The sequence below is a fragment of the Hymenobacter ruber genome, assembly GCF_054783255.1.
Map to the genome: position 1 here is coordinate 598036 of NZ_BAAGQX010000003.1, position 22684 is coordinate 620719.

Genomic DNA, 22684 nt, shown 5'->3' on the forward strand with positions numbered 1-22684 from the left:
CGAATTTGCTTAGCTTCGGGGCGCAGCCTCCGCTAAATCCGGCACAGCCACGGCGGGTAGGTTGGTATCGGCAATAAAATAAAGGGGACGCTGCCGCACGTTGGCCGACATGCGGGCCATGTATTCGCCGATGATGCCGATGGCAATGAGCTGCACGCCACCCAAAAACAGGATGCTCACCATCAGCGAAGCCCAGCCCGGCTCGTAATCGTGGCTGATAAACCGGGAGTAAAGTGTGTAGAGCATCACCAGAAAAGCAATGCCCGACACGGTGAAGCCCATGAGCGTGGCGGCTTTCAGGGGCACGTCGGAGAAGGCGGTGATGCCATCCAGCGCCAGCCGAATCATCTTGCGGTAGGTATAGCCGGTTTCGCCCCCGGCGCGCTCGGCGCGGTCGTATTCTACAAAGGTCTGGCGGTAGCCAATCCAGGAAATCTGACCGCGCAGAAACTTGTTCTGCTCGGGCATCCGCCGCAGGCCTTCCACTACTTTGCGGGAAATGATGCGGAAGTCGCCGGTATCGACCGGTATGGAAACGTTGGTGATGCTGGCCAGAATGCGGTAGAACAGACGGGCGGTAAACTTTTTGGCCACGCTTTCGCCCTGCCGCGAGCGGCGCTTGGCGTACACCACTTCGTAGCCAGTGCGCAGCTTGCGGTAGAGCTCAGGGATGAGTTCGGGCGGGTCCTGCAGGTCGGCGTCGATGATGACGACTGCCTCGCCATTGGCGTTATCGAGGCCGGCCGTGACGGCAATCTGGTGGCCGAAATTGCGGCTTAGGTCAATGTAGCGCACCCGGGCGTCACGGGCGGCCAAGTCCAGGAGCATGGGCAACGACTGGTCGCGGGAGCCGTCGTTGATAAAAATCATCTCGTACCCGCCGGCCAGGGCCATGCCTTCCAGCACGGTGCGCACGCGCGGGTACAGCTCACCCAGGGTGCTTTCCTCGTTGTAGATGGGGATGATGACGGATAGCTCCAAGGGGGTAAACACTTCAGCGCGGTAACAATTTGGTCCCAACCACACCGGCCAGACGGACAAATATACTCGGCTCTTCCTGACCGTTGGGGCAGTGGCGGCACCAAGCAGCAGGGCTTACTACCGTGGCCTTTTGATGGTTTCGGAGGGCGCCAAACGGTGATTGCCAGAAATCAGGTCACCACCGCAGCGGTGTTCTGTTGGGATTTACCGCGTCTTTTCGAAAATTACTGACTGAAACGTGGCTCCGCCCGGATTCGATAAATCCATCGGGATAGCGCCTTTCCACAACTGCTTGAAGCGACTGTCCTTTTGTAGGAGCTCCAACGGCAAGTGGCTCTCTACTGGCGAGAACCATCCGTCCCAGTACACATAAGTCCCCACCGGAACGCCATCCAGATAGGGCGCATAATCTTTGGTAAGCGAGGGCTTTGCATCGGTATCGAAGATGTCGACATTCATGGGCACAGCAAAATAGAGGTGCGAGAATGCGATGGGGTGCCACTTGTAGCCCGCGTCGTGCTGCTTCAGCCAAGCGGCAGCCTGGTCAGCCAGCATCATATCGGTGCTTTCCTGAAAATCGCGGCGCCAGTGCAAGGTGCTCCGCCAGCCAACATTGATTCCGCTTTCGGCGTTGTAGCCGTAGTCGCGAGAAAAGAGCAGGACCACAACGGCCGCTACGCCAGTAGCCGCAATCAGGCCGCGCATGCGACCGGAACGCCCCAGCTGGCTTAGCCAGGCCAGCCCACTAAGCGCCGCCACCACGCACAGGGGCGTAAGCACCGCCAGCACCCGCGTCATGCCAAAGGAACCAAACAATCCAAGGGCCCAAAAGGCCGATTGCATAACCAAAAACGCCACAATGCTGCCGTAAATCAGCAATAGCTCGGCCCTAAACAATGGCTGCAACCATTCCTTTACTTTAGTAGCACGCCACAGCATCCGTAGGCCCCCTACTATTGAAAAAAAAGTCAGCGGCCAGCCCAACAGTGTCGGCATACTCTCTACGAAGCGTCCCCACAAGCCATGGCCGTATTGCGAATGCAGGCCATACGGGTTTTTGGTGAAGACCCACGTGAAGTCGCCAAGCACCAAGCCACCGACAAAACTGTACACCGCGTAGCCAAGAAACAGAAAGGGCAGGGCGCGCCAACTACGGTTCCAGACCAGGTAGACCGTCCAGATGCCCAGAAACATGGACCCTTCTGAGCGAACAAACGGCAAAAAGGAGAGCACCGCCGCCGACCAAACGGGCCGGTTGGTAACCGCCAAAGCGACCGCGGCAATCAGTACCAGCCCAAAAGTAGGCTCCGTCAACCCCGAAAACTGAATTCGAAAATAGTCGGGGGCCGCGTAGCAAAACAGAATGGCCAGGGCCGGCCAGGGCAGCCGCAGCTGCCGCGCAGTGACGTAGGCCAGCCGGGCTGACACCGCCACCACCGCGCATTGGAGTAACTTCATTCCCAAAAATCCGCCTTGCGACGGAAGCGCCGCGAGCAGGGTAAAAACGGGTTTGGCCCAGGGGTCAAGCAGGTTTTCGGGATGTTGCGGTACGGCCTTCGCGTACAGAAAATGCAGGATGCTGTCGCCGCTATCATAGGTGTTTTTTGTCAGGAACGCCACCAGTACCGAAACCCCAAACAACGCGACAGACAGCAGCCGTGCGATGAGCTCATTGTTCAGCAGCACCCGCAACCGCATATCATAAGCCGTCGTTTGGCGCGTTCCCTCCCGTGCAACCACCTGGCTGTTCCAATCCGATATTTTTATCATAAAGTAGAAATTGTGTAGTCCAGCGTTTGGGGCGCGCCTTGAGCAGGAAAGGTTAAAAGCGTCCGTGCGAGGTGGGCCGGCAACAGGCTATCAATAATGGCCTTATTATGCTTTTTTTTGGTGCATAAACAGTTCGCTGCAATTTACGACCTCTTGGCCGATTCAGCCGGTGCTACCGGCCGTAAGCGAGCCCCTTGATAGAGGCTCTTTATGAAAAAAATCAAGGTAACATCGACAGCGAGGGTCACCCAAACCCTCCCGGAGGCAACCGAAATTTAGCAGTTCCTGCGTGTACATTTAAGGCTGGCATCCATACCCACCATCTACCCAAAGCCGCAACCATGAAAAGTCTTTTTTACTGGCTGTTGGTCATCCGGCTGGCTTTAGTGGCAGGCACGGCCCACAGTCAGGCTCCCCCTGATACCCTGCGGCACACCAACTGGCGGCTCTACTGGGCCAACGAGTTCAACACCCCCGGCGATAGCAGCGTGGTGGCTGCGCACTGGCAGTTTGCCTACCCCTGGGGACGCAACCTGGGCGGCTCCGAAGGCCAGTACTATACCGGCGAGCAGGTCACAGTCGATGCGGAGGGGCTGCTGCACCTGCGCGCCCGCCGCCGCGAGACGCTGCGGCCCTACCGGGCACGGCAGCTGCGCTACGACTCCGGCATGCTATTCAGCCGGTCGGGCAAGGATTCGCTGGCCTTGGTGGGCTGCGACAATAGCCGGACGGGGTTCACCTACGGCTTGTTTGAGATTCGCTGCCGGCTGCCCCGGGCCGATGCCCCGTCACCCGCTTTCTGGCTTTATGGTGCCCCCGACGAAGTAGACGTTTTTGAAGCGGGTGCGCCCGAGGCAATCTCGAACAATATCATTCTCTGGAACCACGAGTTCTGGCGTCTCGGGCAGCCGGGCATCGCCAACGAGGCTTCGCAAAGCTTCTTTTACTGGACCGGGCCGGGCCGCCTCACGGATGACCTGCACACCTACGCCGTGAGCTGGCAGGCCCAGGAGCTGGTATATTATTTCGATGGCGTGGCCATTCGGCACGAAACCCGACTGCTCCCGCTGGGCTGCCCGCTCGACGTAATTTCCAACCTGGGCATGAGCTCGTGGGCGCAGACCCCGGCGGCCTCGCTCGACATCGACTACATCCGGGTGTATAAGCAGCCGCGGGGCACCGTGGCCCGCCCGCCGGTGGCCCCGGTGGCACCCGCCCCGGGCATCCTGCAATTTCCGCGCACTACGGCCGGGGTACTGGGCGCTACCGCTCCCGGAATGCGCTGGCGCTGGCTGGAGCGCCCCAACCAGCGCCCCCGGCTCGAACTAGCCTACAACCGCAACCCGCACGACTTTGCCTCGTTGCCGCTGCCGGTGAACGGCCGATGGCTGGCCCCCCTCGTGGCCTTCAACGACACGGACTCGCCGCGCCACTGGGTGGCCTCGCCCGACAACGGCCGCTCATCGCTCAGCTGGACGCTTTATGACCTGTGCGGCCAGCCGGTGCGCAGCGGCCAGCAACTGCCCGCTCCCGCCTGGGAGTTGGCCTGGCCTGCACTGCCGCCGGGCGCTTACTCGTTGCGCCTGCGGGCCGGTGCCCGGCAGGTGCGCCAAATTGTGTATCAGCTGGGCCGCCCCGACGACACCGTGTTTACGCCGGAGTGGCTGGCCATGCCGGTCTCTCCCGACCTTACCCCGGTACACTAACGGGCTCCGCAATGGCAACCGGCACCGGCTGCGCTACCTGCATGCGCTGCTGGCGGAAGGCGTCAAAGTATTTTTTCAGGCGCAGAATGGGCTTTTCCACCAGCTCGTAGGAAGCGGCGGCTACCAGCAGCGTGCCCAGCATCACCCACAAAATGAAAAGCGGGGTGTGAAACATGGGGAAGACCCGCACGAAGGCAAAAATCACGAAGCCGTGAAACATGTAGATGCCGTAGGAAATCTTGCCGAAGTAGTGGAAGATGGTGCGCCCCCGCCACTTCACTGCCGAGTCAGGATTGAAAAGAACGTTGCCGATGAAGAAGGCAATGACGCCCAGAAACACGTATTTCTTAAACGAGAGCAGGAAGACGTTGTCCCAGTTGCCGTAGGAGTCGCTGGCAAAAACCAGCAGTGTGGCGCCGTACAGCATCCAGCGCAGGGCCGCTGGCACGCGCGGCAGCTGGTAGCCGTAGAAATAGGCGTAGGCAAACAAGGCCCCAATGGCCAGCGCATCCCACCGGCACAAGGTATTCAGGTACAAGGCCATGTATGAATCCGGCACGAAGTAGAAGTAGTACAGCCGCGTGAGAAAGCTGAGCAGGATGACGGCCCCGAAAACGGTAGTGAGCTTGTGCCGGGGCACGAAGGCGATGAGCAGCGGCCACACCAGGTAAAAATGCTCCTCGATGCAGATGGACCACAGGTGGTTGACGGCCGTGGAGCCCCAGCCGTGCTTCATCAAATCGAAGTTGCCCAGAAACAGCAGGTGAGCCGGCATGTTGGCCGCCGGCTCGCCGGCGAAGTGCGAAAGCACCGGGGCCATGGCCACGCAGAAGTAGTAGAGCGGCCAGATGCGCAGCACCCGGCGCATGTAGAAGCTTTTGATATCGATGCGGGCGTAGCGCTGCTTTTCGGCCAGCAGCAGGTAGGTAATGAGGAACCCGCTCATCAGGAAGAAAATGTCGACCCCGATGTTGAAGCTGCCCACGAACAGCTTGAGCTTGGTGGCCCACCACGCGGGCTGCCCGCCCCAGTCGACCATGGTGGCCGCTACCTGAGGCACATCGGTCCAGTGCTCGTAGCTGTGTGTGATGAGAATAAGCAGCGCCGCCACGAAACGGACAATATCGAGGGGCTGGAAGTAGGGCACGGCCGCCGCCGGCGCTGCAGTGGTAGGAGCAGTATCTGCGGGAGAGGAAATCGACACGGGAGAGGAAAAAATTAAATTGGCCCCTAAAGTACAATCCAACCATTATTCAGCCGGCCCACTCACTCGGCTATCCCACATTCTACCATACCTTTGCAGTGCTACAAAAGCGTTTGTTTTCAATTTTTTTCTATGAAAAAATATACTTTGCTTCTGCTAACAGCAGCTACTCTGGCTGGTTGCGGCGACAAAAACACTACTACTCATCCGGCAAATTATCTAACCGGTAATGATTTCGACCAATTGGACGGCTGGATTGGTGACATTCCCCAGCCCTCCCTGACCAAAGAGAAGGCTCACTCCGCTCCCTACTCTGCACACGTGGGCCCGGGCATTGAGTTTAGCAATGGATTCATCGGCACTTTGGGCAAGCTCAGCCCTACCCGCCTCACCCAGATTAAGGTGAAAGGCTGGGTGTACGTACCCACCGGCCCCGTGACGGCGAGCATCGTAACCCAACTGGTAGACCCCGCCGCTACCGATGGCAAGCCCGCCATGTGGGAGGCCCTACCCCTGGACAAAGCCGTGAAGAAGCGTAACGAGTGGGTTGAGGTTGAAAAAACCCTGACCCTGCCAGCTAACGCGGGCTCCAACTTCAAGCTTTACATGTACCTGTGGAGCGGCGGCTCGCAGAACGTGGCCTACCTCGACGACGTGCAGATTCTGCGCCCCTAATTCTGCTTCCAACGCAACACCGGGTTCTTGGTAATGAGCTGCGGCCGGCGGGCCGCCTCGTTGCCAGGGGCCCGGTGTTGCGTATTTCGCTTTATCTACTTTCGGGGCACCCCTAGGGCGCATCGCGCCGCTGGCCTTGGGTGCTCCGTGCTTTAGCAGCCATGTCTAATGATTAGCTCTCCCCGCTCCACGAGTTCATCCCGAAACGGCATTCAATACCTGGTGTATGCCTTGTTTGCCGCCGAGCTCGTGCTTTTTAACTGGAAGCGCAATTACTTTGGGCCTTATGTCAGTCCGGTCATCCTGTACCTGCTGGCTATCGGAGTAGTGCTGAGCACGCTGGCTTTTGCGCGGGGCCGTCGGTGGGAGCTTGCCCCGCCGCTGCCCAGCTGGCCAATGGCGGCGTGGGCACCAGCCGCGTGGCACCGTCTGCTGGCGGTGGCCGCCGGGGCGCTGGCAGGCGGCTGGTACAACACCAACCTGGTGAAGCGCGAAATATGGAGCTACCGCCCCATCCTCGAATTTGCCGATATTATTCCGGCCCTCCAGGCCTACGCCCGGCGCTGGCTGAATGGTTCCGAGATTTACACGCCCCTGACGTGGGAGCTGGGCTACTTCGAACTGCCCACCTACCTGCCGGCCATGTGGTTTCCCTTCATCCTGGCCGAGTGGCTAGGTTTCGACTACCGCTTTGTGGCCTGGGGCATCTTCCTGCTGGGCGTGCTGCTCTACGAGTACCTTGTGTGGCGCCTGCACCAGCCCTGGCCTCAGACGCTGGCATTAGCCGCGCTGCCATTCGTGGTTTTCTATGCGCTCGTAACCACGCAGTGGGCCTACGTGGGCATCACCGTCGAATACATGATACTGGGTTACTACACGCTGCTGGTGGTGGGCATTCTGCTTCGCTTCTGGCCGTTGCAGGCGCTGGCGCTGCTGCTGTGCGTGCTTTCGCGGTATTCGCTGATTTTTTGGGCACCGCTGTACCTGGGGCTGATGTTTTTCTATGACTCGAAGAAGAATGCGCTGCTGATTGCCGGTACAGTGCTGCTGGGCGTCATCGGCTTATACATTGTGCCGTACCTGTCGCACAACTGGGGCCTGTTTATGGAAGTGCAGCGCTCGTACACCGACGCCGCCGTTTTTGAGTGGAAGCATCTGGGCGATGATGGCCTGCCGATACACCCCTTCAATGGCCTGGGCTTCGCTTCTTTCTTCTATACATATGCGCCCGGGTCACTCTACGAGAAGATTGGCCTGCTCAAAACCATACATGTGGGCCTGCTGCTGACGGTGGTGGCCGTGGCTGCCGTGGCTTACGTGCGGCAGCGGACGCGCCGCATCGACTACCGGGTTTACCTCGTGACCATCCTAAAGCTGTATCTGGCTACGTTTTATGCCTTTCTGCAAGTGCCCTATCCCTACCTGGCCACGTTGGGCCTGTTCATGTCGGTGTTTCTGGTGCTCATGACGGTGGGCCTGCGGCCAGCGGCGGAACCTGAGGCTGAGCTGGTTACTATCAGTGCATAAGCTTAGCCTACTGCGCGTTTCTACTGGCCCAGCAGGCCGTATTTGAGGATGCAGTAGATGGCGCGGAAGCCATCGCGCCAGCCTATTTTCTTGCCCTCGGCGTAGGTGCGGCCGTAGTAGCTGATGCCGACTTCGTAGATGCGGACGTCCTTGACCCTGGCCACTTTGGCGGTCACTTCGGGCTCGAAACCGAAGCGGTTTTCTTCCAACTTCAAGCCCTGAATGATGTCGCGCCGGAACATCTTGTAGCACGTTTCCATGTCGGTCAGGTTCAGGTCGGTCACCATGTTCGAGAACAAGGTGAGCCAGTAGTTGCCGATGCTGTGCCAGAAGAACAGGATGCGGTGCGGGTTGCCACCCATGAAGCGCGAACCGAACACCACGTCCGCAAAGCCTTTGAGGACGGGCTTAATCAGCAGGTTATACTCCTCGGGGTCATATTCCAGGTCGGCATCCTGAATGATGACGTAGTCGCCGGTGGCCTCGCGGATGCCCGTGTGCAGGGCCGCCCCTTTGCCCTGGTTCACGGTGTGCTCCAGCAGGCGCAGGCCCATTTCGGGGTAGCGCGCGGCGTAGGCCCGAATGGTTTCGGCGGAGGCATCGGTAGAGCAGTCGTTGACGAGAATTATTTCCTTGCCGATGTTATTCACCAGCTTCAGCTCACGCAGCAAATCCAGAATTTGATGAATGGTACGGGCCTCGTTGTAGACCGGAATAACGATAGAAAGCGTGTCGAATTTTACCACAGGAAAGAAGTTGGACGCAGCCGGAAAGAAGCAAAGGTAAACGCTTCGCCTAACGAGGGATTAAGAATGAAACCGTGGAAAGGGGAAAGTGCGCGAAATTCCTCATTGGCTGACGCCTTCCTTCGATTCTTAATCCCTCGTTAAAGCCGAAAGCGTTACAGGCTGCCCGTGCGGCCACCGTCTACGGGCACGCTGGTGCCGTTGATGTAGCCGGCGGCGGGCGAGGCCAAGAAGACCACGGCGGCCGCCACCTCTTCGGCGTGGCCGAAGCGGCGGGCCGGAATGGTTTTCAGCATATCGGCCTCGATGGCTTCGGCCGACTGACCGGTTTGGGACACTTTCTTCTCGATGAGGGAGGTGTGGCGCTGGGTGAGCGTGGCCCCGGGCAGCACGTTGTTGACGGTGATGCCGTCCGGCCCCAGCTCGTTGGCCAGGGTTTTGGCCCAGCTGGCTACTGCTCCGCGAATGGTATTGCTCACGCCCAGGCCCGCCAGCGGAATCTTCACCGAGGTGCTGATGATGTTGATGATGCGCCCGAAACCGGCGGCCCGCATGCCTGGCACCACGGCCTGCGCCAGCAGGTGGTTGCACACAATGTGCTGGTTGAAGGCAATGCGCAGGGCCTCGACCGGAGCATCTAGCAATGGGCCACCGGCTGGGCCGCCGGTGTTGTTCACCAGAATGTGGAAGCCTTCGGGGTGCTGCGCCAGGTAGCCCTGCACTACGGTATCGAGCTGGCTGGGGTCGTCGAAATCGGCCACCAGGTAGTTGTGCCGGGCATCGGTGGGCGTGGGCAGGGCGGCGGCTACTTCGCGCAGCCGCTCTTCGTTGCGGGCCAGCAGCGTCACGGCGCAGCCTTGCTCAGCCAGCAGTTGGGCCACGGCCCGGCCAATGCCCTGGGTGGAGCCGCCCACAAGGGCACGGCGGGAAGCAAAAGGAAGACTCATAAATAATTGATTATTCGATGATTAAACAAGAATCGTCGGCGTTTTTCACTTAGCTGGCGGGGCCAGCAGCACGTAGCCACCTACCAGTTGCTCGCGGTAGCCATAGGGCTGAAGCAGCTGGCGCAGGTAGGCGTGGATGGACTGGTCGCGGTAGGCCGGGCTGATGACGAAAGCGGCGGGGTCGTACTTATGGAAAAATGCCCGGAGTTGGCGGGCGGTGGGCGGCGCCGGCTGCACGGTGTCGGGGTTAGTTTGCAGGCGCAGCAGCGGACGCAGCACCGCATCCTGGTCGAGCAGTGCAAATAACGCAGGACTGACGCGGGATAAGTAGCCGACGGGCAGTTTTTTGCGATGCAGGGTTTGGTAGAACATCTCGCCCGCTTCGAGGTGGCCCACCTGCCGGTTGCCATCCAGAATGCCCAGGGGAATGGGGATGAGCGTGGTGCCCGGCAGCTTCGCCACTTCGACATACACGGCCGGAATGCTGGCGGTGGACTGCCGGGGATAGGGCCGGGGCCAGAATTCAGCCAGGATGATGGCGGCCAGCAAAACGGTTAAACCGACCTGGCCAGCCGGGCGCAGCCGCCCCTGCCACGCCGCCTCCAGCGCGCTGAATGACACGATGGGCAGTAGCAGGCCCACCATCATAATCCAGCGGGTGGGGCAGCGGATGTTGTTGAAGAAGGGCACGAAATGCAGCAGAGCAGTGGGCAGGTTCAGCCGCTCGTGGCCCAGAATGCGGAGCGACGGCACCGTCAGGAGCAGAAATATCACCAGCACCCAGGCCAGCGGGCGGCCCTGCGCATCCTGGGCGCGGGCCGAGGCCGGGCGGCGGCGGGTCAGGCGCATTATGCCCAATACTAACGCCAGCAGCGGCAGGGCGTAGCCGATGAAAAGGGTATTTTCGATAGAGCCCGGCAGGTTGAAGATTTTGGGGCTGTGGGCCAGCCGCGCGGCCCAGTCCCAATACATCAGCCGGCTGGTGGGCGGCGGCAACAGGTACGCCACCAAATCGCCACCCCACCAGATGCCATTATCCTTCAGACCAGCCAAATGCAGCATTCGGATGAGCACGTGGCTGGCCACCAATATGCCCACCAGCCAGGCCCAGGCCGGCCACCGCCGCCACTGAATACGCCCCAACCCAAACCAGAACCACGCGGCATAAGCCAACGAAAAGTAGATGAGGCCGAACAGCACGTAGTAGTCGCTCAGCAGCGTGACGATGCCCAACGCCACGCAGCCCGCCACGGCCCGCCAGCTGCGTACCAGCGGCAGAAACTGTCCCTCCCGAAACGTGAAGGCCCGCAAAAACAGCAGGATATAAAATGGCACCGTGGCCGTGAGCACCAGGTTATAATGCTCGGGCAGGCGCTGCAGTTTGTAGGGAGAGTAGGCGAAAACGAAGCCGCCTAGCAACGCCAGCAGCGGGCTCTTCACCCAGCGGCGTGCCAGCAAGTAAGCGCCGGTGCCCGATAGCGCGTAGCTCAACAGCAGGGCCGTATTGATGGCCAGCATCTCGTTACCGAGCAACAGGCTGAGCACACCAATCAGGGGCGTGTAGGCGTGCATCAGCAGGCTTGAACCTTGGGGGTAGAATAGCCAGTTGGTGAAAAACGGGTTGTGGCCGCTAAGCACGGCTTCGCGAAAATGCCAGGCGTTCCAGAAAAACTGGGAAGTATCCGGGCCGGGCACCGCCACGAAGGAGGTGCTGAAATGCGCCCCCAAGGGCCAGGTGAAAACGACAAAAAACGCCCCGTACACCAGCAGCAGCCACGGCCAGAGCAGCCGGTTTTTCACCTCCATAAGCAATTATTGAACCCTTCGATACCGAATGAGTGACAAAGGTAGCGCCGCCGGTTGGCGCACAGCAGCCCGGGAAACAGTCGCCTGGGCCGCCGCAATATTTGGCAACGCGGGCCAATCCGACCGCTGGGCCAAAGGATTGTTGCGTTGTTTTGTACCGTTGAGCCTTGTGGGCTGCCGGTCGCTTATTATCGGCGGCTCCTTCCCACTCCCTTAGCCAACGCATTTTCTGCTGCTCCCCCCTCCCGATGTCGCAAGTTTTACCCGCTCGTACTTCTTCCAAACGCCTGACCATTATCTGGGTACTGGCCGCGTTTGGCGTGGCCTATGGGCTGCTGGCCCTGGTCAACCACTACTTATTCCGCACCTACGCCTTCGACCTGGGCATTTATAACCAGGCGGTGTGGGACTACAGTCACCTGCGGCTGAACGCCAACTCAGTGATGCGCTACAACAACCTGCTCAGCGACCACCTCACGCTGGTGCAGCCGCTCTACGGGCCATTATTCTGGTTGTTTGGCTCTTACACGCTGTTATTGGTGCAAATCGGGCTCATACTGCTGGGCGGCTACGGGGCCTACCGCCTGCACCAGCTGCGCACCAACGGCACGCAGCCGGGCACCTCGCTGGCCCTCATGGTCATGTTTCTGAGCACCTGGGGCATCTACTCGGCGCTGGCCTTTGATTACCACGACAACGTGCTGGCGGCCATGCTGCTGCCCTGGCTGCTATACTGGCTGGAGGCCAACCGGCGCGGCCGGGCCGCCGTGATGGCCCTGCTCATGGCCCTGAGCAAGGAGAACATGGCCCTGTGGCTGGTTTTCATTGCCCTGGGGCTGGCGTGGCTGCATTGGCGCGAGCCCGCGAAACGGCGCTGGGCGCTGGCCATAGCGGCGTGTGCCGCCCTTTACTTTTTGGTAGTCGTCAAGTTCATCATTCCGGCCCTGGGCTCGGGTGATGCCTATGTGTACCAGCAGCAGTATGCGGCGCTGGGCCGCACCACCGGCGAAATGCTGCACACGCTGCTCACCCGGCCATTCTACGTTATCGGCCTGCTGTTTCGCAACAACTTGCCCTCCGCCGATGGTGACTATGCCAAGCTGGAGCTGCACGCCATGGTGCTGCTGTCGGGTGGCCTCGCCCTGGTGCGCCGGCCCGCCTACCTACTCATGCTGGCCCCCATTTATGGCCAAAAGCTGCTTTCGGCCAACGTGGCCCACTGGGGCATCAACTATCAGTATTCCATTGAGTTTGTGCCGGTGTTGCACGCGGCCGTGAGCCAGTGGCTGGCAAATGTGGAGCCGCAACGGGCCCGGCGGTGGGGCATTGGCGCGGCGGTGCTGGCGCTGGTCGCCACGGTGGTGTCCATGCAAGTGCGGGTGTCACCTTACTACGATAAGAGCGCGACGAAATTCTTCAGCGGCAAGCACTACCACGTCGATTTCGATGCCGGCTCCGTGCATCGTGGCCTGGCCGTGATTCCGGCCGACGCGCGGGTGAGCGCCACCACGGCGCTGGTGCCGCACTTGGCGGCGCGGCGCTCCATCTACCAGTTTCCTTACGTGGCCGATGCCGACTACATCGCGGCCCTGCCGCCGGCCTCCATCTACCCCCTGAGCGCACCCGAGCTGGCCGCCCAGCTGCAAGCCTACCAGGCCAGCGGGCGCTGGCGGGTGGTGTCGGCCCCCGGGGCGCTGCTGGTGTTGCAGCGCGTGCGCCCGCTGCCAGTGCCGGCCGTGCAGCCCTTGTTCGAGCGCCGGGGCCAAGGCGGCACCGACACCGCGCGCGGGCCGGGCGCCCGGCAGTAGATTAGCATTCCCAACCAACCCCCTCCGCCCATGATAGCCCGTCCGTTTAATTTCCAGAAGTGGATTGATGAGCACCGCCATTTGCTGAAGCCCCCGGTGGGCAACCAGCAGGTTTTCAAAGACAATAAGGATTTCATTGTGATGGTAGTGGGTGGCCCCAACGCCCGCAAAGACTACCATGTGGACGCCGGCGAGGAGCTGTTCTGGCAAATCGAGGGCACGATGACCGTTAAAATCATCGAGGATGGTAAGCCGGTTGACATCACCATCGGCCCCGGCGAAATGTTTCTGCTGCCGCCCCACGTGCCGCACTCGCCGCGCCGCCCGGCCGGCACCGTGGGCCTAGTGCTGGAGCGCTACCGCACTACTGATGAACTGGATGGCTTCCAGTGGTACTGCGAAAACTGCGGCCACAAGCTGCACGAGGAGTTTGCGCTCATCACTGACATAGTGTCCCAGCTGCCGCCCATCATGAACAAGTTCTGGGCATCGGAAGACCTCCGCACCTGCAAAAACTGCGGCACTGTGATGCAACCGCCCGCGCCCGTTACCGCCTGATTTTCGTCCCCACCCGCCCGCCCCGCCGTGTTGCCCCATCCCCTCAGCATCGACATCCACACCCACATTCTGCCCGAACGCTGGCCCGACCTGCGCGAACGGTACGGCTACGGGGGCTTCATCCGGCTCGACCACCACAAGCCCTGCTGCGCCCGCATGATGCAGGACGACAAGTTCTTCCGCGAAGTGCAGGACAACTGTTGGGACCCCGCCGTGCGCATGCGCGAGTACGACCAGTTTGGCGTGCAGGTGCAGGTGCTGAGCACGGTGCCCGTGATGTTCAGCTATTGGGCGCAGCCACTCGACTGCCTGGACCTCAGCCAGCTGCTGAACGACCACATTGCCGACGTGGTACGGCGCTACCCCACCCGTTTCGTGGGCCTGGGCACCATCCCGATGCAGGCGCCCGACCTGGCCATCCGGGAGCTGGAGCGCTGCATGAAAATCGGCCTAGCCGGCGTGCAGATTGGCTCCCACGTCAATGACTGGAACCTCGACGCGCCGGAGCTTTTCGAGGTTTTCGCTGCCGCTGAGGAGCTGGGAGCCTGCGTGTTCGTGCATCCCTGGGACATGATGGCACAGGGCAAAATGCCCAAATACTGGCTGCCGTGGCTGGTGGGCATGCCCGCCGAAAGCACGCTGGCTCTCTGCTCATTGATATTTGGTGGCGTGCTGGAGCGCCTGCCCAATCTGCGCGTAGCCGTGGCCCACGGCGGGGGCTCGTTTGCCAGCACCATCGGGCGCATTGAGCACGGCTGGCAGGTGCGGCCGGACTTGTGCGCCATCGACAACCCCCACAACCCGCGCAAATACCTGGGCAAGTTCTGGGTCGACTCGCTGGTGCACGACCCGCTGATGTTGGAGTACCTGGTGAAAACCTTGGGGGCCGACAAAATCACGCTCGGCACCGACTACCCGTTTCCGCTGGGCGAGCTGGAGCCGGGCCAGCTCATCAAGTCCATGCCTTTTTCAGATGACATCAAAGCCCGGATGCTGGGCCAGAACGCCTTAGACTGGCTGGGGCTGGCCGCCGAACAGTTCGGCCACACGGCAATGCCAGCTACCGCCCGCCCCCTGCGGAGGCCATAACCTTTTGTTAGTATCGGCGTGGCCTTTGCCCCGACCTTTGCGCTTATGACTCCCCCATTTTTGTCCACCCCCGCCGCCCACCTCGACGCTACCGACCCGCTAGCTGCTTTCCGCCAGGAGTTTCACCTGCCGCCCGGCCCCGATGGCCGGCCCTGCGCTTACTTCTGCGGCAACTCGCTGGGCCTGATGCCCAAAGCGGCCCGCGCCGCCGCCGAGCAGGAATTTGAAACCTGGGAGCGGCTGGGCGTGGAAGGCCATTTCCACGCGCCCTCGTTCTGGATGCACTTCCACGACACCCTCACCGAGGCCACGGCCCGGCTGGTGGGCGCGCTCCCCATTGAGGTGGTGGTGATGAACAACCTGACCGTGAACCTGCACCTGCTGCTGGTTACGTTTTACCGCCCCACGGGCTCGCGCTACAAGATTTTGATGGAAGGCGGCGCGTTCCCATCGGACCAATACGCCATCGAAAGCCAGGCCCGCCTGCACGGCCTCGACCCCGATGAGGCCATCGTGGAACTGGTGCCCCGCCCCGGCGAACACACGTTGCGCACCGAGGATATTCTGGCCAAAATCGCAGAGCTGGGCGATTCGCTCGCCACCGTGCTCATCGGCGGGGTGAACTACTACACCGGGCAGGCTTTCGACATGGCCGCCATTGCCAAAGCCGGCCACGCGGTGGGCGCCTACGTGGGCTTCGACCTGGCCCATGCCGCCGGCAACCTACACTTAGAACTGCACGACTGGGATGTGGACTTTGCCTGCTGGTGCACCTACAAATACCTCAACTCCGGCCCCGGTGGCACCTCGGGCGTATTTGTGCACGAGCGGTTTGCCAACCGCCCCGACCTCGTGCGCCTGGCCGGCTGGTGGGGCCACGATGCCTCGGAGCGCTTCCAGATGAAAAAAGGTTTCCGGCCCATGCCCGGCGCGGCCGGCTGGCAGCTCTCCAATGCCCAGATTTTCCCGATGGCCATCCATCGCGCCAGCCTTGAAATTGTGGACCGGGCCGGCGGCATGGCTGCGCTGCGCCGCAAGAGCGAGCAACTCACCGCCCGCCTCGAAATCCTCATCCGGGGCTTGGGACTGCCGGCGAATAAACTCGAAATCATCACCCCTGTCGACCCTGCTCAGCGCGGCTGCCAGCTTTCGGTGCTGGTGCACGAGCGGGGGCGCGAGCTGTTCGATTTCCTGGCCGCGCAGGGCATCATCGCCGACTGGCGCGAGCCCAATGTTATCCGCCTGGCACCCGTACCGCTCTATAATTCGTTTGAGGACGTGGAGCGGGTGGGCGAAGCGCTGGCACGCTTCTTCAGTTAAGAGTTAGGAGTTGAGAGTTAAAACTGCTTTGCCGCCGGTAGCTGCCAAGCGCCGTTTTCATTCCGCAACTTCAATTTCCAACTCATAACTTTTAACTCATAATTCTTAACTAGAAAAAATGGAAGATTACGCCGCCAAGATGCTGCTCAAGGCCGACGCGGCCCTGCGCGAGTACGTGACCGGCCATGTCCAGTACCGCGAGGCCGCCGTGCTCGCCGCCCTCGATGAGCTGCGCCGCCGGGGCCAGCCCGCCCCCGAAGAAGCCGCCCTACGCCCCAACCTCGAAGCCGGAGCCGCTGCCCAGCGCATCATCGACGAAGCCGCCGAAGCAGAGCGCCGCAAAGACCAGCCGGCTTCGACGCCTGAAGCTATTGAGGCCGACGAAACCGCGCCCGCGCTGTATTCGCCCGTGACCATTGTGCTGTTTTCCATTCCGTTCACGCTGCTGGCGGGCGGGGTGCTACTGGGCCTCAACCTGTGGCGGCTCGGCCGCAAGCGGGCGCTGCTGAGCCTGGCGGTTTTCATCGTGGCTTACCTGCTGGTTGGCATGCTGGCCCTGAGCTGGGCACTGCCCCGCTACGGCCTGAGCCCGTGGTACGGGCCGCTGTTCAACCTGCCCGCTATTCTGGCTTATGTGCTGTGGTTCTGGCCGCGCTACGTGGGGCAGCCGGTGTACCGCAACCGCAGCTGGCTGCCGCCGCTGCTGGTGTGCTTTGCCCTGGCCTACGGGGCTCAGCGCTTTCAGTCCTATATGCTGCAGCAGCAGCCCAAGGAAGTGCAGCAGGAATTTGAGCGCATGATGCCGAAGCAGTAGGCCCGCTTGCCTACCACTGGTGCAGCACCGACAGAGCCGTAATACCGTAGGGTTTCACCGCATATATTTCGCCGCCCAAGGTCTCCGTATAAGGCTCAGCACGGGTGCGATAAGCTCCGAGAAAATACAGCGTTGGGCCGGCCTCTACCCACTGGCCAGGTTGCCATACGTGGAAGCGCGCCCGGATTTCCGGCTTTATGATGGCTAAGTTGTTCTCGATAACGCCGTCATTCTGGGCCATTACATTGAGCTGGGGGGCGGAGTCGTGCGCCGCTATCCACTCCAAGCCCTGCCGGTATGACAGGCCCCAGTAGTCACGCTCGAACAGCTGTTCTGCTTGATGGGGCGCTAGAAAGGAAAAGTAAACCTGTTCCTGCGGATGCGCCTGCACCATGCGGCCAACGGTATAAGCCATCTCCAGGCCGGCCAATGAGGCGGCGCCTATTGCAACCGGTCGCAGCCAGCGCAACAGTTGGCCCTGCTGCCACAACGCCCATGCTCCACGCAGCGCCACCAGCAGCAAGGCCGGATACACGAAGTACAGGTGCCGCCAGCCATCATATATCACTGAATTCAGGGCAATTACCAAGATAATGGGCAGGGCAAACCAGCCCATAAACATGACATCCAACCGCCCCTCAAAGGTGCGCAGATAGGTCATGGGCCGGCGCAGCAGTGCGTAGCCAATAGTCGCCGCCCCCAGCAAAAAGGCCACGATGTAGGCGATGGGCGTGGTAATAATAATCCAGACCGGGGCGTAGTGCCACGGCAGGGCCAGCGCCGATTCGAACGCGCCCATGTACAGGACCAAGCCGCCCCAACGGAAGCGCTTCATATTGTCGAGCGCGGTCAGGAAGTTGTCTATCGGGGCATCCCACAGGTAGGGCCACCCCACCACCACGACCACCATCGCGACCAAGCCAAAAAGGGGTAGCGCTTTGGCGAATTGTCGGCGGCGTGCCCGGTCGGCGGGTTCAAACAGCAACTCCAGTCCGACCATGCCTACGGTGAGGGCAATGAGTAAAACGCCCAGGATGCGCACATCGATGGCCGCCGCCGTGGCCACGCCGTGCGCAGCAGCACGGGCCAGCGACGGCCGTTGCAGCAGGCGCACCAGGGTATAGGCTCCCAAAATGAAAAACGCCATAAAGACAATGTCCTTGCCGTTGTAGAAAGCCTCGGCAAAGAAGCGGGGAGATAGCACCAAAAGGGTGCTCAGCAGCAGCCCCAATCGCCAGCTATTGAAGCGAATACGCCCAATATTATACAGGGCCCAGGCACCCGCCATAAAGACGGCAAACACCGCAAAGTGCCGCATCAGAAAGGACGTCCGCGAGTCGCCGATGCTAATAATCTGGTCGAGTAAAGCCAGTGGCATCTCAAAGAATACCCCGTGGTCATTGTCGAGGTAGCCATGAATATCAGGCGTGTTGGGAAAGTGCCGGTCGGCCCACCCGGGCGCCACAAATCCGGCCACGTATTTAGCACTCACCATGCCGTTGCTGCGGTCAGCCGGTTCATCCCACGATACGCCAAAATCCTTGTAGCAGCACAGGCCCAGCACCAGCAGCAGGCCAAAGTAAATCCGTACGTAAAACGAGTGCCGACGAGCAGCGAGAAAAGTGCGCAGGTTGAAAGGAGGCATGAGCAGATACCCTGATTGTGGAAGGGAATTGTTGGGAAGACACAAGTCAAAAACTCCTCAAATCTACCCTCACCAGCGCGTAGTTAGCCCCAAATCGGCCAGGCATTTCCTATTTTGGCTCTTCGGGCCACAGCTTTCCGCATTTTGCGAAGCCTCGGCTGGGTCTGTACGCCTGGTTGCTTTCCATTTACCATGACTTTAGCCAAACTGCCCCTCCCCCAAGCCGAGCTGTTGTTCGACCCCACTTTTCTTCCGGCGGCCGAGGCGGAGGCACTGCTCGCGCAGCTCACCGCCAAAGTGGCCTGGGAGCAACGGTCCATTCGCCTTTTCGGGCAGGATATTCCGCAGCCGCGCCTCACGGCCTGGTACGGCGATGCCGAGGCCCGCTACACCTACTCGGGTCTGGCCTGGGAGCCACGCCCCTGGCTGCCCATCCTGCAAGCGCTGCGCCAGCGCCTCGAAACGGCCGCCGGGGCCCATTTCAACAGCGTGCTGCTGAACCTGTACCGCGATGGCCGCGACAGCATGGGCTGGCACGCCGACGATGAGCCCGAGCTGGGACCCACGCCGGTAATTGCCTCGCTCAGCTTGGGGGCCACGCGCCGCTTTCGCCTGCGCCCCCGCGCCGGACTGGGCCATGCCCCGTTCGGCCTCGACCTGCCCAGCGGCAGCCTGCTGCTGATGCGCGGCCCCACACAGCAGCACTGGCAGCACGCGTTGCCCAAAACGGCCCGGCCCATCGGCCCGCGGCTGAACCTCACGTTCCGGTGGGTGGCGGGGGCGGCGGACTAGTAGCGAATTTGTGGGTGGCCAAACAACTGCGGACAAAATCCGCTGCCAACCTCATACTCTCCCACCCGAAAAACCTGGGGCAGACTGACTTTTGCCCCGCCAGCCCGCTCAGCAGTGGGAGGCTCGTTTACGACAATTGGCGAATCGGCTACGGCAGCGGGCGCAAGCCGGCGGGAAGTGGCGGAACGGGGCATAAATAGGGCGAATAATAGCGGTGAGAAGCGCTGGTTACCTCAACCGTATTCAGCTACCTGCAGCTGCGGCATCCGGGCTTTTACAAGGAGCGTACCAGCTTGACTACCAAGCGCCACCGTAGCCGTAACTCATCATTCAAGGCCAATGAAAAAAGCCCCAACCAGAACCTAGTTGGGGCTTTACAGCAATAATGTTCTTTTTTACTTGATGTCGAACAGCAGCCCGAAATAGCCGATGCGACCATAGCTGGGCGCGCCGTACACCTGCAGGTTATTCGTATCGAAAAGGTTGGTGACGCCGGCTTGCAGCGTGGTGTGCAGGCCCTTGAGGGTGTAGCCCAACTGGGCATCCACGGTCTGGGCCGTGGGCACGGTACCGGTGGCGAAGGTGGACTCGTAGAGGAAGCTGTCGACCCAGCGGTAGTTCACGTTGTAGCTCAGGGCGCGGTTCAGCAGCTGGCCGTCGAGGCCGAGATTGAACTTGTTCTTCGGCGTGTTGAAAAACGACTGCGTGCCGGCTTTGAAGTCTTTCGTAATGAGGTCGTTGTAGCTGTAGTTGCCGTTCACGGTGAGGCCCGGGGCAAAGGCGTAGCTCAGCGTGATGCCGGCACCCTGGCTCTGCACGCGCTGGTCCACGTTGGCCGCAATTTGAATCACGCGGGTATTGTTGGCCGTGCCATTGGCAAGCACCGGGCTCTGGAAACGGACGCTGCCACCAGAAGCAATCTGGGTGGCCGTGGGCCGGCTGCCGTCCACGTTGCCGATGAAGTTCTGCGTGGCAATGAAATTGTTGTACACGTTGTAGAAGTAGTCGATGTCGACGTACAGCTTCTTCGCCAGCTGGGCACGGTAGCCCACTTCGTAGCTGTTCACTTCTTCAAGTTTGAGCGCCGGGCCGTTGTATTCGTAAGCGGCCAGTTCCGAAGCCCGGGCGGGCGTGAGGATAGTGGGGTCGGTAGTCACGCGGCTGCCCAAAGCGGGCGTGTAGCCCTGGAAGCCGCCGCGCACGTTGCCCAGCAGGAAGGCGCGGCCCACGTCGAGCCGAATGTACTGGTCGTTCTGGGTAGGTGCCCGGAAGGCGCGGCTGAAGCTGGCGCGGAAATTCTGGAGCTTATCGGCCCCCAGCGAGTACACCACCGAAGCCCGGGGCGAGAAAGCAGTACCGAAATTCTGGAACCGGTCGACACGACCAGCAGCGGCCAGCTTGAGGTGGTTATCGAACAGGGTTTTGGTTGCCTGGGCGTAAGCCCCGTACTCGTAGTTCTGAATACGGTCGCCGCCTTTGGTGTCTTCAAACAAGCTGCCGTCCGAACCCAGCAGGTACTGGCGGTAGGCCGCGCCTACAGTCAGGTCGGCAATGTTGTTGTTGAAGGTGTACTGGCCGCTACCTTCGTTGAGGATGGAGCGGATGAACAGCCGCGCCCCCTGGCCTGGCGTCTGGTCATGGATAATCTTGTTGCGGGCATCGTTAAACGCCTGGGTGCCGGGCTGTAGCAACGGCGCATATTTGTCGGCCTCCTGGCGCGCCGTCTGGGCCGCCAGGTCGGCATTTTGCCCATTGGTGGCATAGGCCGTGTTGTAGCGGGTGGCGTAGGTGCTGATGTAGCGGGCACCGTAGCTCACGGGGCGGCCGTTGGCATCGACTTGCAAGATGGGTGCGCCGCTGGCATCGTACCGGGCGTTGCCGTTGGCATCCACCGCAATGGCTTGCTGCGCTTGCAGAAAAGCCCCCAGAAAGCCCAGGTTATAGGAGCCATCCTGTTGCGGGTCGCTCTTGCCCGAGAAATCGTGCGTGGTGAAACCGCGCACAAACCAGTTGCGCCCTTCCAGCTGCACACGGCCCTGGTGCGCCCCGCCGTCCACGAACCGGTAGCGGCTGGCACTCTGGTAAGACGTGGTAGCGTTGGTGTACTTGTAGTCTATCGTAGCTTTTACGCTGTTGGTAAGCAGCACGGCCAGGCTGGGGGCCACTTTGTACGAATGCGTTTTGTTGTCGCCAGCTACCAGGTCGCTTTCGCTGAAGCCGGGCAGAAACACGGTTTTGTTGGCCAGCAGTGGGCCGGCATAAATACCACCGACGGTGGTGGGGCTGCTGGCAAACGTAGTGCCCACGTCGCCGTAGCGGCTCACCGCGTCGTAGCCCAGGTTGGAGCCGGCGGGGTTGTTGGCCGGCTCAATCAGGGCCGAAGTTGCGTCCATATTGGTAGCCAAGAAATCGGTGGCCGTAGTGGCGCCGCCCGATATTTTGAATGCCACCCGCTCGCCGATTTTGGTGGCGTAGCGCAGCTGGCCGTCCAGCAGGTCGCGGTTGCCGCCGCGCAGACGCACCGTCAGGCCGGGGTCTTTGAAGGGGTCTTTTGAGTTAGTGAGCAGCACGCCGTTGAAGGCGTTGGCCCCGTAGAGGGCCGAGGCCGGGCCGTGCACAATCTCCACGCTAGCTACGTCCAGCACCGGCGCGCCCAGCAGGTTGCCGAAGTAGCTGCTCAGGCTGGGCACCTGCGTGTCCATGTAGTCCGAAAGCTGAATCACCCGCTCCGAACGCGACGAATTGAAGCCCCGGGTGCTGAAGCTGGTGGTGAGCATGCTGGAGCTGCTCACATCGATGCCCTTAAAACGGCCCAGGCCGGCCACTAGGTCGGGGGTCGTAATCTGCTCCACCTGGCGCTGGTTGAGCTTTTCCACCGTCACCGGCACCTGGCCAATGCTTTCCTCCACGCGGGAAGCCGCCACCACCACCTGGTCGAGCACGGCGCTGGGCCGGAGCGTTACCACCAGCGCATTGTCGGGCTGAGCGAGGGTGAGTACCTGCGTTTCATAACCCACAAACGAAATAGACAGCACCTGCGGCCCCTTAGAAAAATCCGCTTTTATCTGAAACTGGCCTTCCTCGTTGGTGCTGCCGCCGTTGTAGGTGCCTTTGAAGAAAATAGTGGCCCCGGGCAGGGGCATTCCGGCCTCCGTCTGCACAGTGCCGCTAATGGTTTGGGGAACCTGCGCCCAGCTGTTCAACGCCAGCATCAGGCATAGGATAAGAAAGAAGTATCGTTGTTGCATTATTCGGGAATTTTTAAAAAATAGTATGCAAACCTACTACTTTTTCCC

General features: G+C 61.0%; 17 protein-coding genes. 9 read left to right on the plus strand and 8 right to left on the minus strand.

The annotated features are described in order from the left end of the window. Nucleotides 1–9: 9 nt before the first annotated feature. Nucleotides 10–993: a glycosyltransferase family 2 protein gene (locus tag ACYVM5_RS09490; protein ID WP_460617880.1), complete on the minus strand. Its 984-nt coding sequence runs from the start codon at nt 991–993 to the stop codon at nt 10–12. 192 nt (nt 994–1185) lie between these two features. Further along, on the minus strand, nt 1186–2751 hold the full coding sequence (locus ACYVM5_RS09495; RefSeq protein WP_460617881.1) for a hypothetical protein: 1566 nt from the start codon (nt 2749–2751) through the stop codon (nt 1186–1188). A 341-nt stretch (nt 2752–3092) separates the two neighbouring features. Here ACYVM5_RS09495 and ACYVM5_RS09500 point away from each other — a divergent pair, with 341 nt between their 5' ends. Beyond that, the gene (locus ACYVM5_RS09500) at nt 3093–4457 is read left to right on the plus strand and encodes a glycoside hydrolase family 16 protein (protein WP_460617882.1); all 1365 of its coding nucleotides are present in this window, start codon (nt 3093–3095) and stop codon (nt 4455–4457) included. Here ACYVM5_RS09500 and ACYVM5_RS09505 read toward each other — a convergent pair. Beyond that, nucleotides 4441–5661, minus strand: coding sequence for an acyltransferase family protein (locus ACYVM5_RS09505; RefSeq protein WP_460617883.1), 1221 nt, complete (start codon nt 5659–5661; stop codon nt 4441–4443). The two genes, ACYVM5_RS09500 and ACYVM5_RS09505, sit on opposite strands and share 17 nt — an antisense overlap. Before the next feature lie 132 nt (nt 5662–5793). Here ACYVM5_RS09505 and ACYVM5_RS09510 point away from each other — a divergent pair, with 132 nt between their 5' ends. Further along, nucleotides 5794–6336, plus strand: a complete 543-nt coding sequence (locus ACYVM5_RS09510; RefSeq protein ID WP_460617884.1) for a hypothetical protein — start codon at nt 5794–5796, stop codon at nt 6334–6336. Nucleotides 6337–6504: 168 nt separating this feature from the next. Continuing rightward, entirely contained in the window at nt 6505–7863 is a 1359-nt protein-coding gene (locus tag ACYVM5_RS09515) for a hypothetical protein (protein WP_460617885.1), read from the plus strand. A gap of 20 nt (nt 7864–7883) precedes the next feature. Here the strand turns inward: ACYVM5_RS09515 and ACYVM5_RS09520 are convergent, their stop codons facing one another. The 3 genes from ACYVM5_RS09520 to ACYVM5_RS09530 form a co-directional block, all read right to left on the minus strand. Continuing rightward, complete coding sequence (locus ACYVM5_RS09520; RefSeq protein WP_460617886.1) at nt 7884–8609, minus strand: glycosyltransferase family 2 protein; 726 nt, start codon at nt 8607–8609, stop codon at nt 7884–7886. Nucleotides 8610–8764: 155 nt separating this feature from the next. Then, on the minus strand, nt 8765–9556 hold the full coding sequence (locus ACYVM5_RS09525) for a Rossmann-fold NAD(P)-binding domain-containing protein (RefSeq protein WP_460617887.1): 792 nt from the start codon (nt 9554–9556) through the stop codon (nt 8765–8767). A gap of 45 nt (nt 9557–9601) precedes the next feature. Beyond that, a complete protein-coding gene (locus ACYVM5_RS09530) occupies nt 9602–11362 on the minus strand; it encodes a hypothetical protein (RefSeq protein ID WP_460617888.1) in 1761 nt (586 codons plus the stop codon). 248 nt (nt 11363–11610) lie between these two features. Here ACYVM5_RS09530 and ACYVM5_RS09535 point away from each other — a divergent pair, with 248 nt between their 5' ends. The 5 genes from ACYVM5_RS09535 (at nt 11611) to ACYVM5_RS09555 (ending at nt 16951) form a co-directional block, all read left to right on the plus strand. Then, entirely contained in the window at nt 11611–13170 is a 1560-nt protein-coding gene (locus ACYVM5_RS09535) for a DUF2079 domain-containing protein (RefSeq protein WP_460617889.1), read from the plus strand. A gap of 30 nt (nt 13171–13200) precedes the next feature. Further along, nucleotides 13201–13728, plus strand: a complete 528-nt coding sequence (locus ACYVM5_RS09540) for a 3-hydroxyanthranilate 3,4-dioxygenase (protein WP_460617890.1) — start codon at nt 13201–13203, stop codon at nt 13726–13728. A gap of 27 nt (nt 13729–13755) precedes the next feature. Then, a complete protein-coding gene (locus tag ACYVM5_RS09545) occupies nt 13756–14817 on the plus strand; it encodes an amidohydrolase family protein (RefSeq protein ID WP_460617891.1) in 1062 nt (353 codons plus the stop codon). A gap of 45 nt (nt 14818–14862) precedes the next feature. Beyond that, on the plus strand, nt 14863–16137 hold the full coding sequence (kynU, locus tag ACYVM5_RS09550; protein ID WP_460617892.1) for a kynureninase: 1275 nt from the start codon (nt 14863–14865) through the stop codon (nt 16135–16137). Nucleotides 16138–16255: 118 nt separating this feature from the next. Beyond that, entirely contained in the window at nt 16256–16951 is a 696-nt protein-coding gene (locus tag ACYVM5_RS09555) for a hypothetical protein (RefSeq protein WP_460617893.1), read from the plus strand. A 10-nt stretch (nt 16952–16961) separates the two neighbouring features. On the opposite strand, the gene ACYVM5_RS09560 is transcribed toward ACYVM5_RS09555, so the two are convergent. Continuing rightward, the gene (locus ACYVM5_RS09560; protein WP_460617894.1) at nt 16962–18596 is read right to left on the minus strand and encodes a glycosyltransferase family 39 protein; all 1635 of its coding nucleotides are present in this window, start codon (nt 18594–18596) and stop codon (nt 16962–16964) included. Between the two features lie 192 nt (nt 18597–18788). On the opposite strand from ACYVM5_RS09560, the gene ACYVM5_RS09565 reads away from it, so the two are divergent. Then, nucleotides 18789–19388: an alpha-ketoglutarate-dependent dioxygenase AlkB family protein gene (locus ACYVM5_RS09565; protein ID WP_460617895.1), complete on the plus strand. Its 600-nt coding sequence runs from the start codon at nt 18789–18791 to the stop codon at nt 19386–19388. 395 nt (nt 19389–19783) lie between these two features. On the opposite strand, the gene ACYVM5_RS09570 is transcribed toward ACYVM5_RS09565, so the two are convergent. Beyond that, complete coding sequence (locus tag ACYVM5_RS09570) at nt 19784–22636, minus strand: TonB-dependent receptor (RefSeq protein WP_460617896.1); 2853 nt, start codon at nt 22634–22636, stop codon at nt 19784–19786. Nucleotides 22637–22684 lie beyond the last annotated feature (48 nt).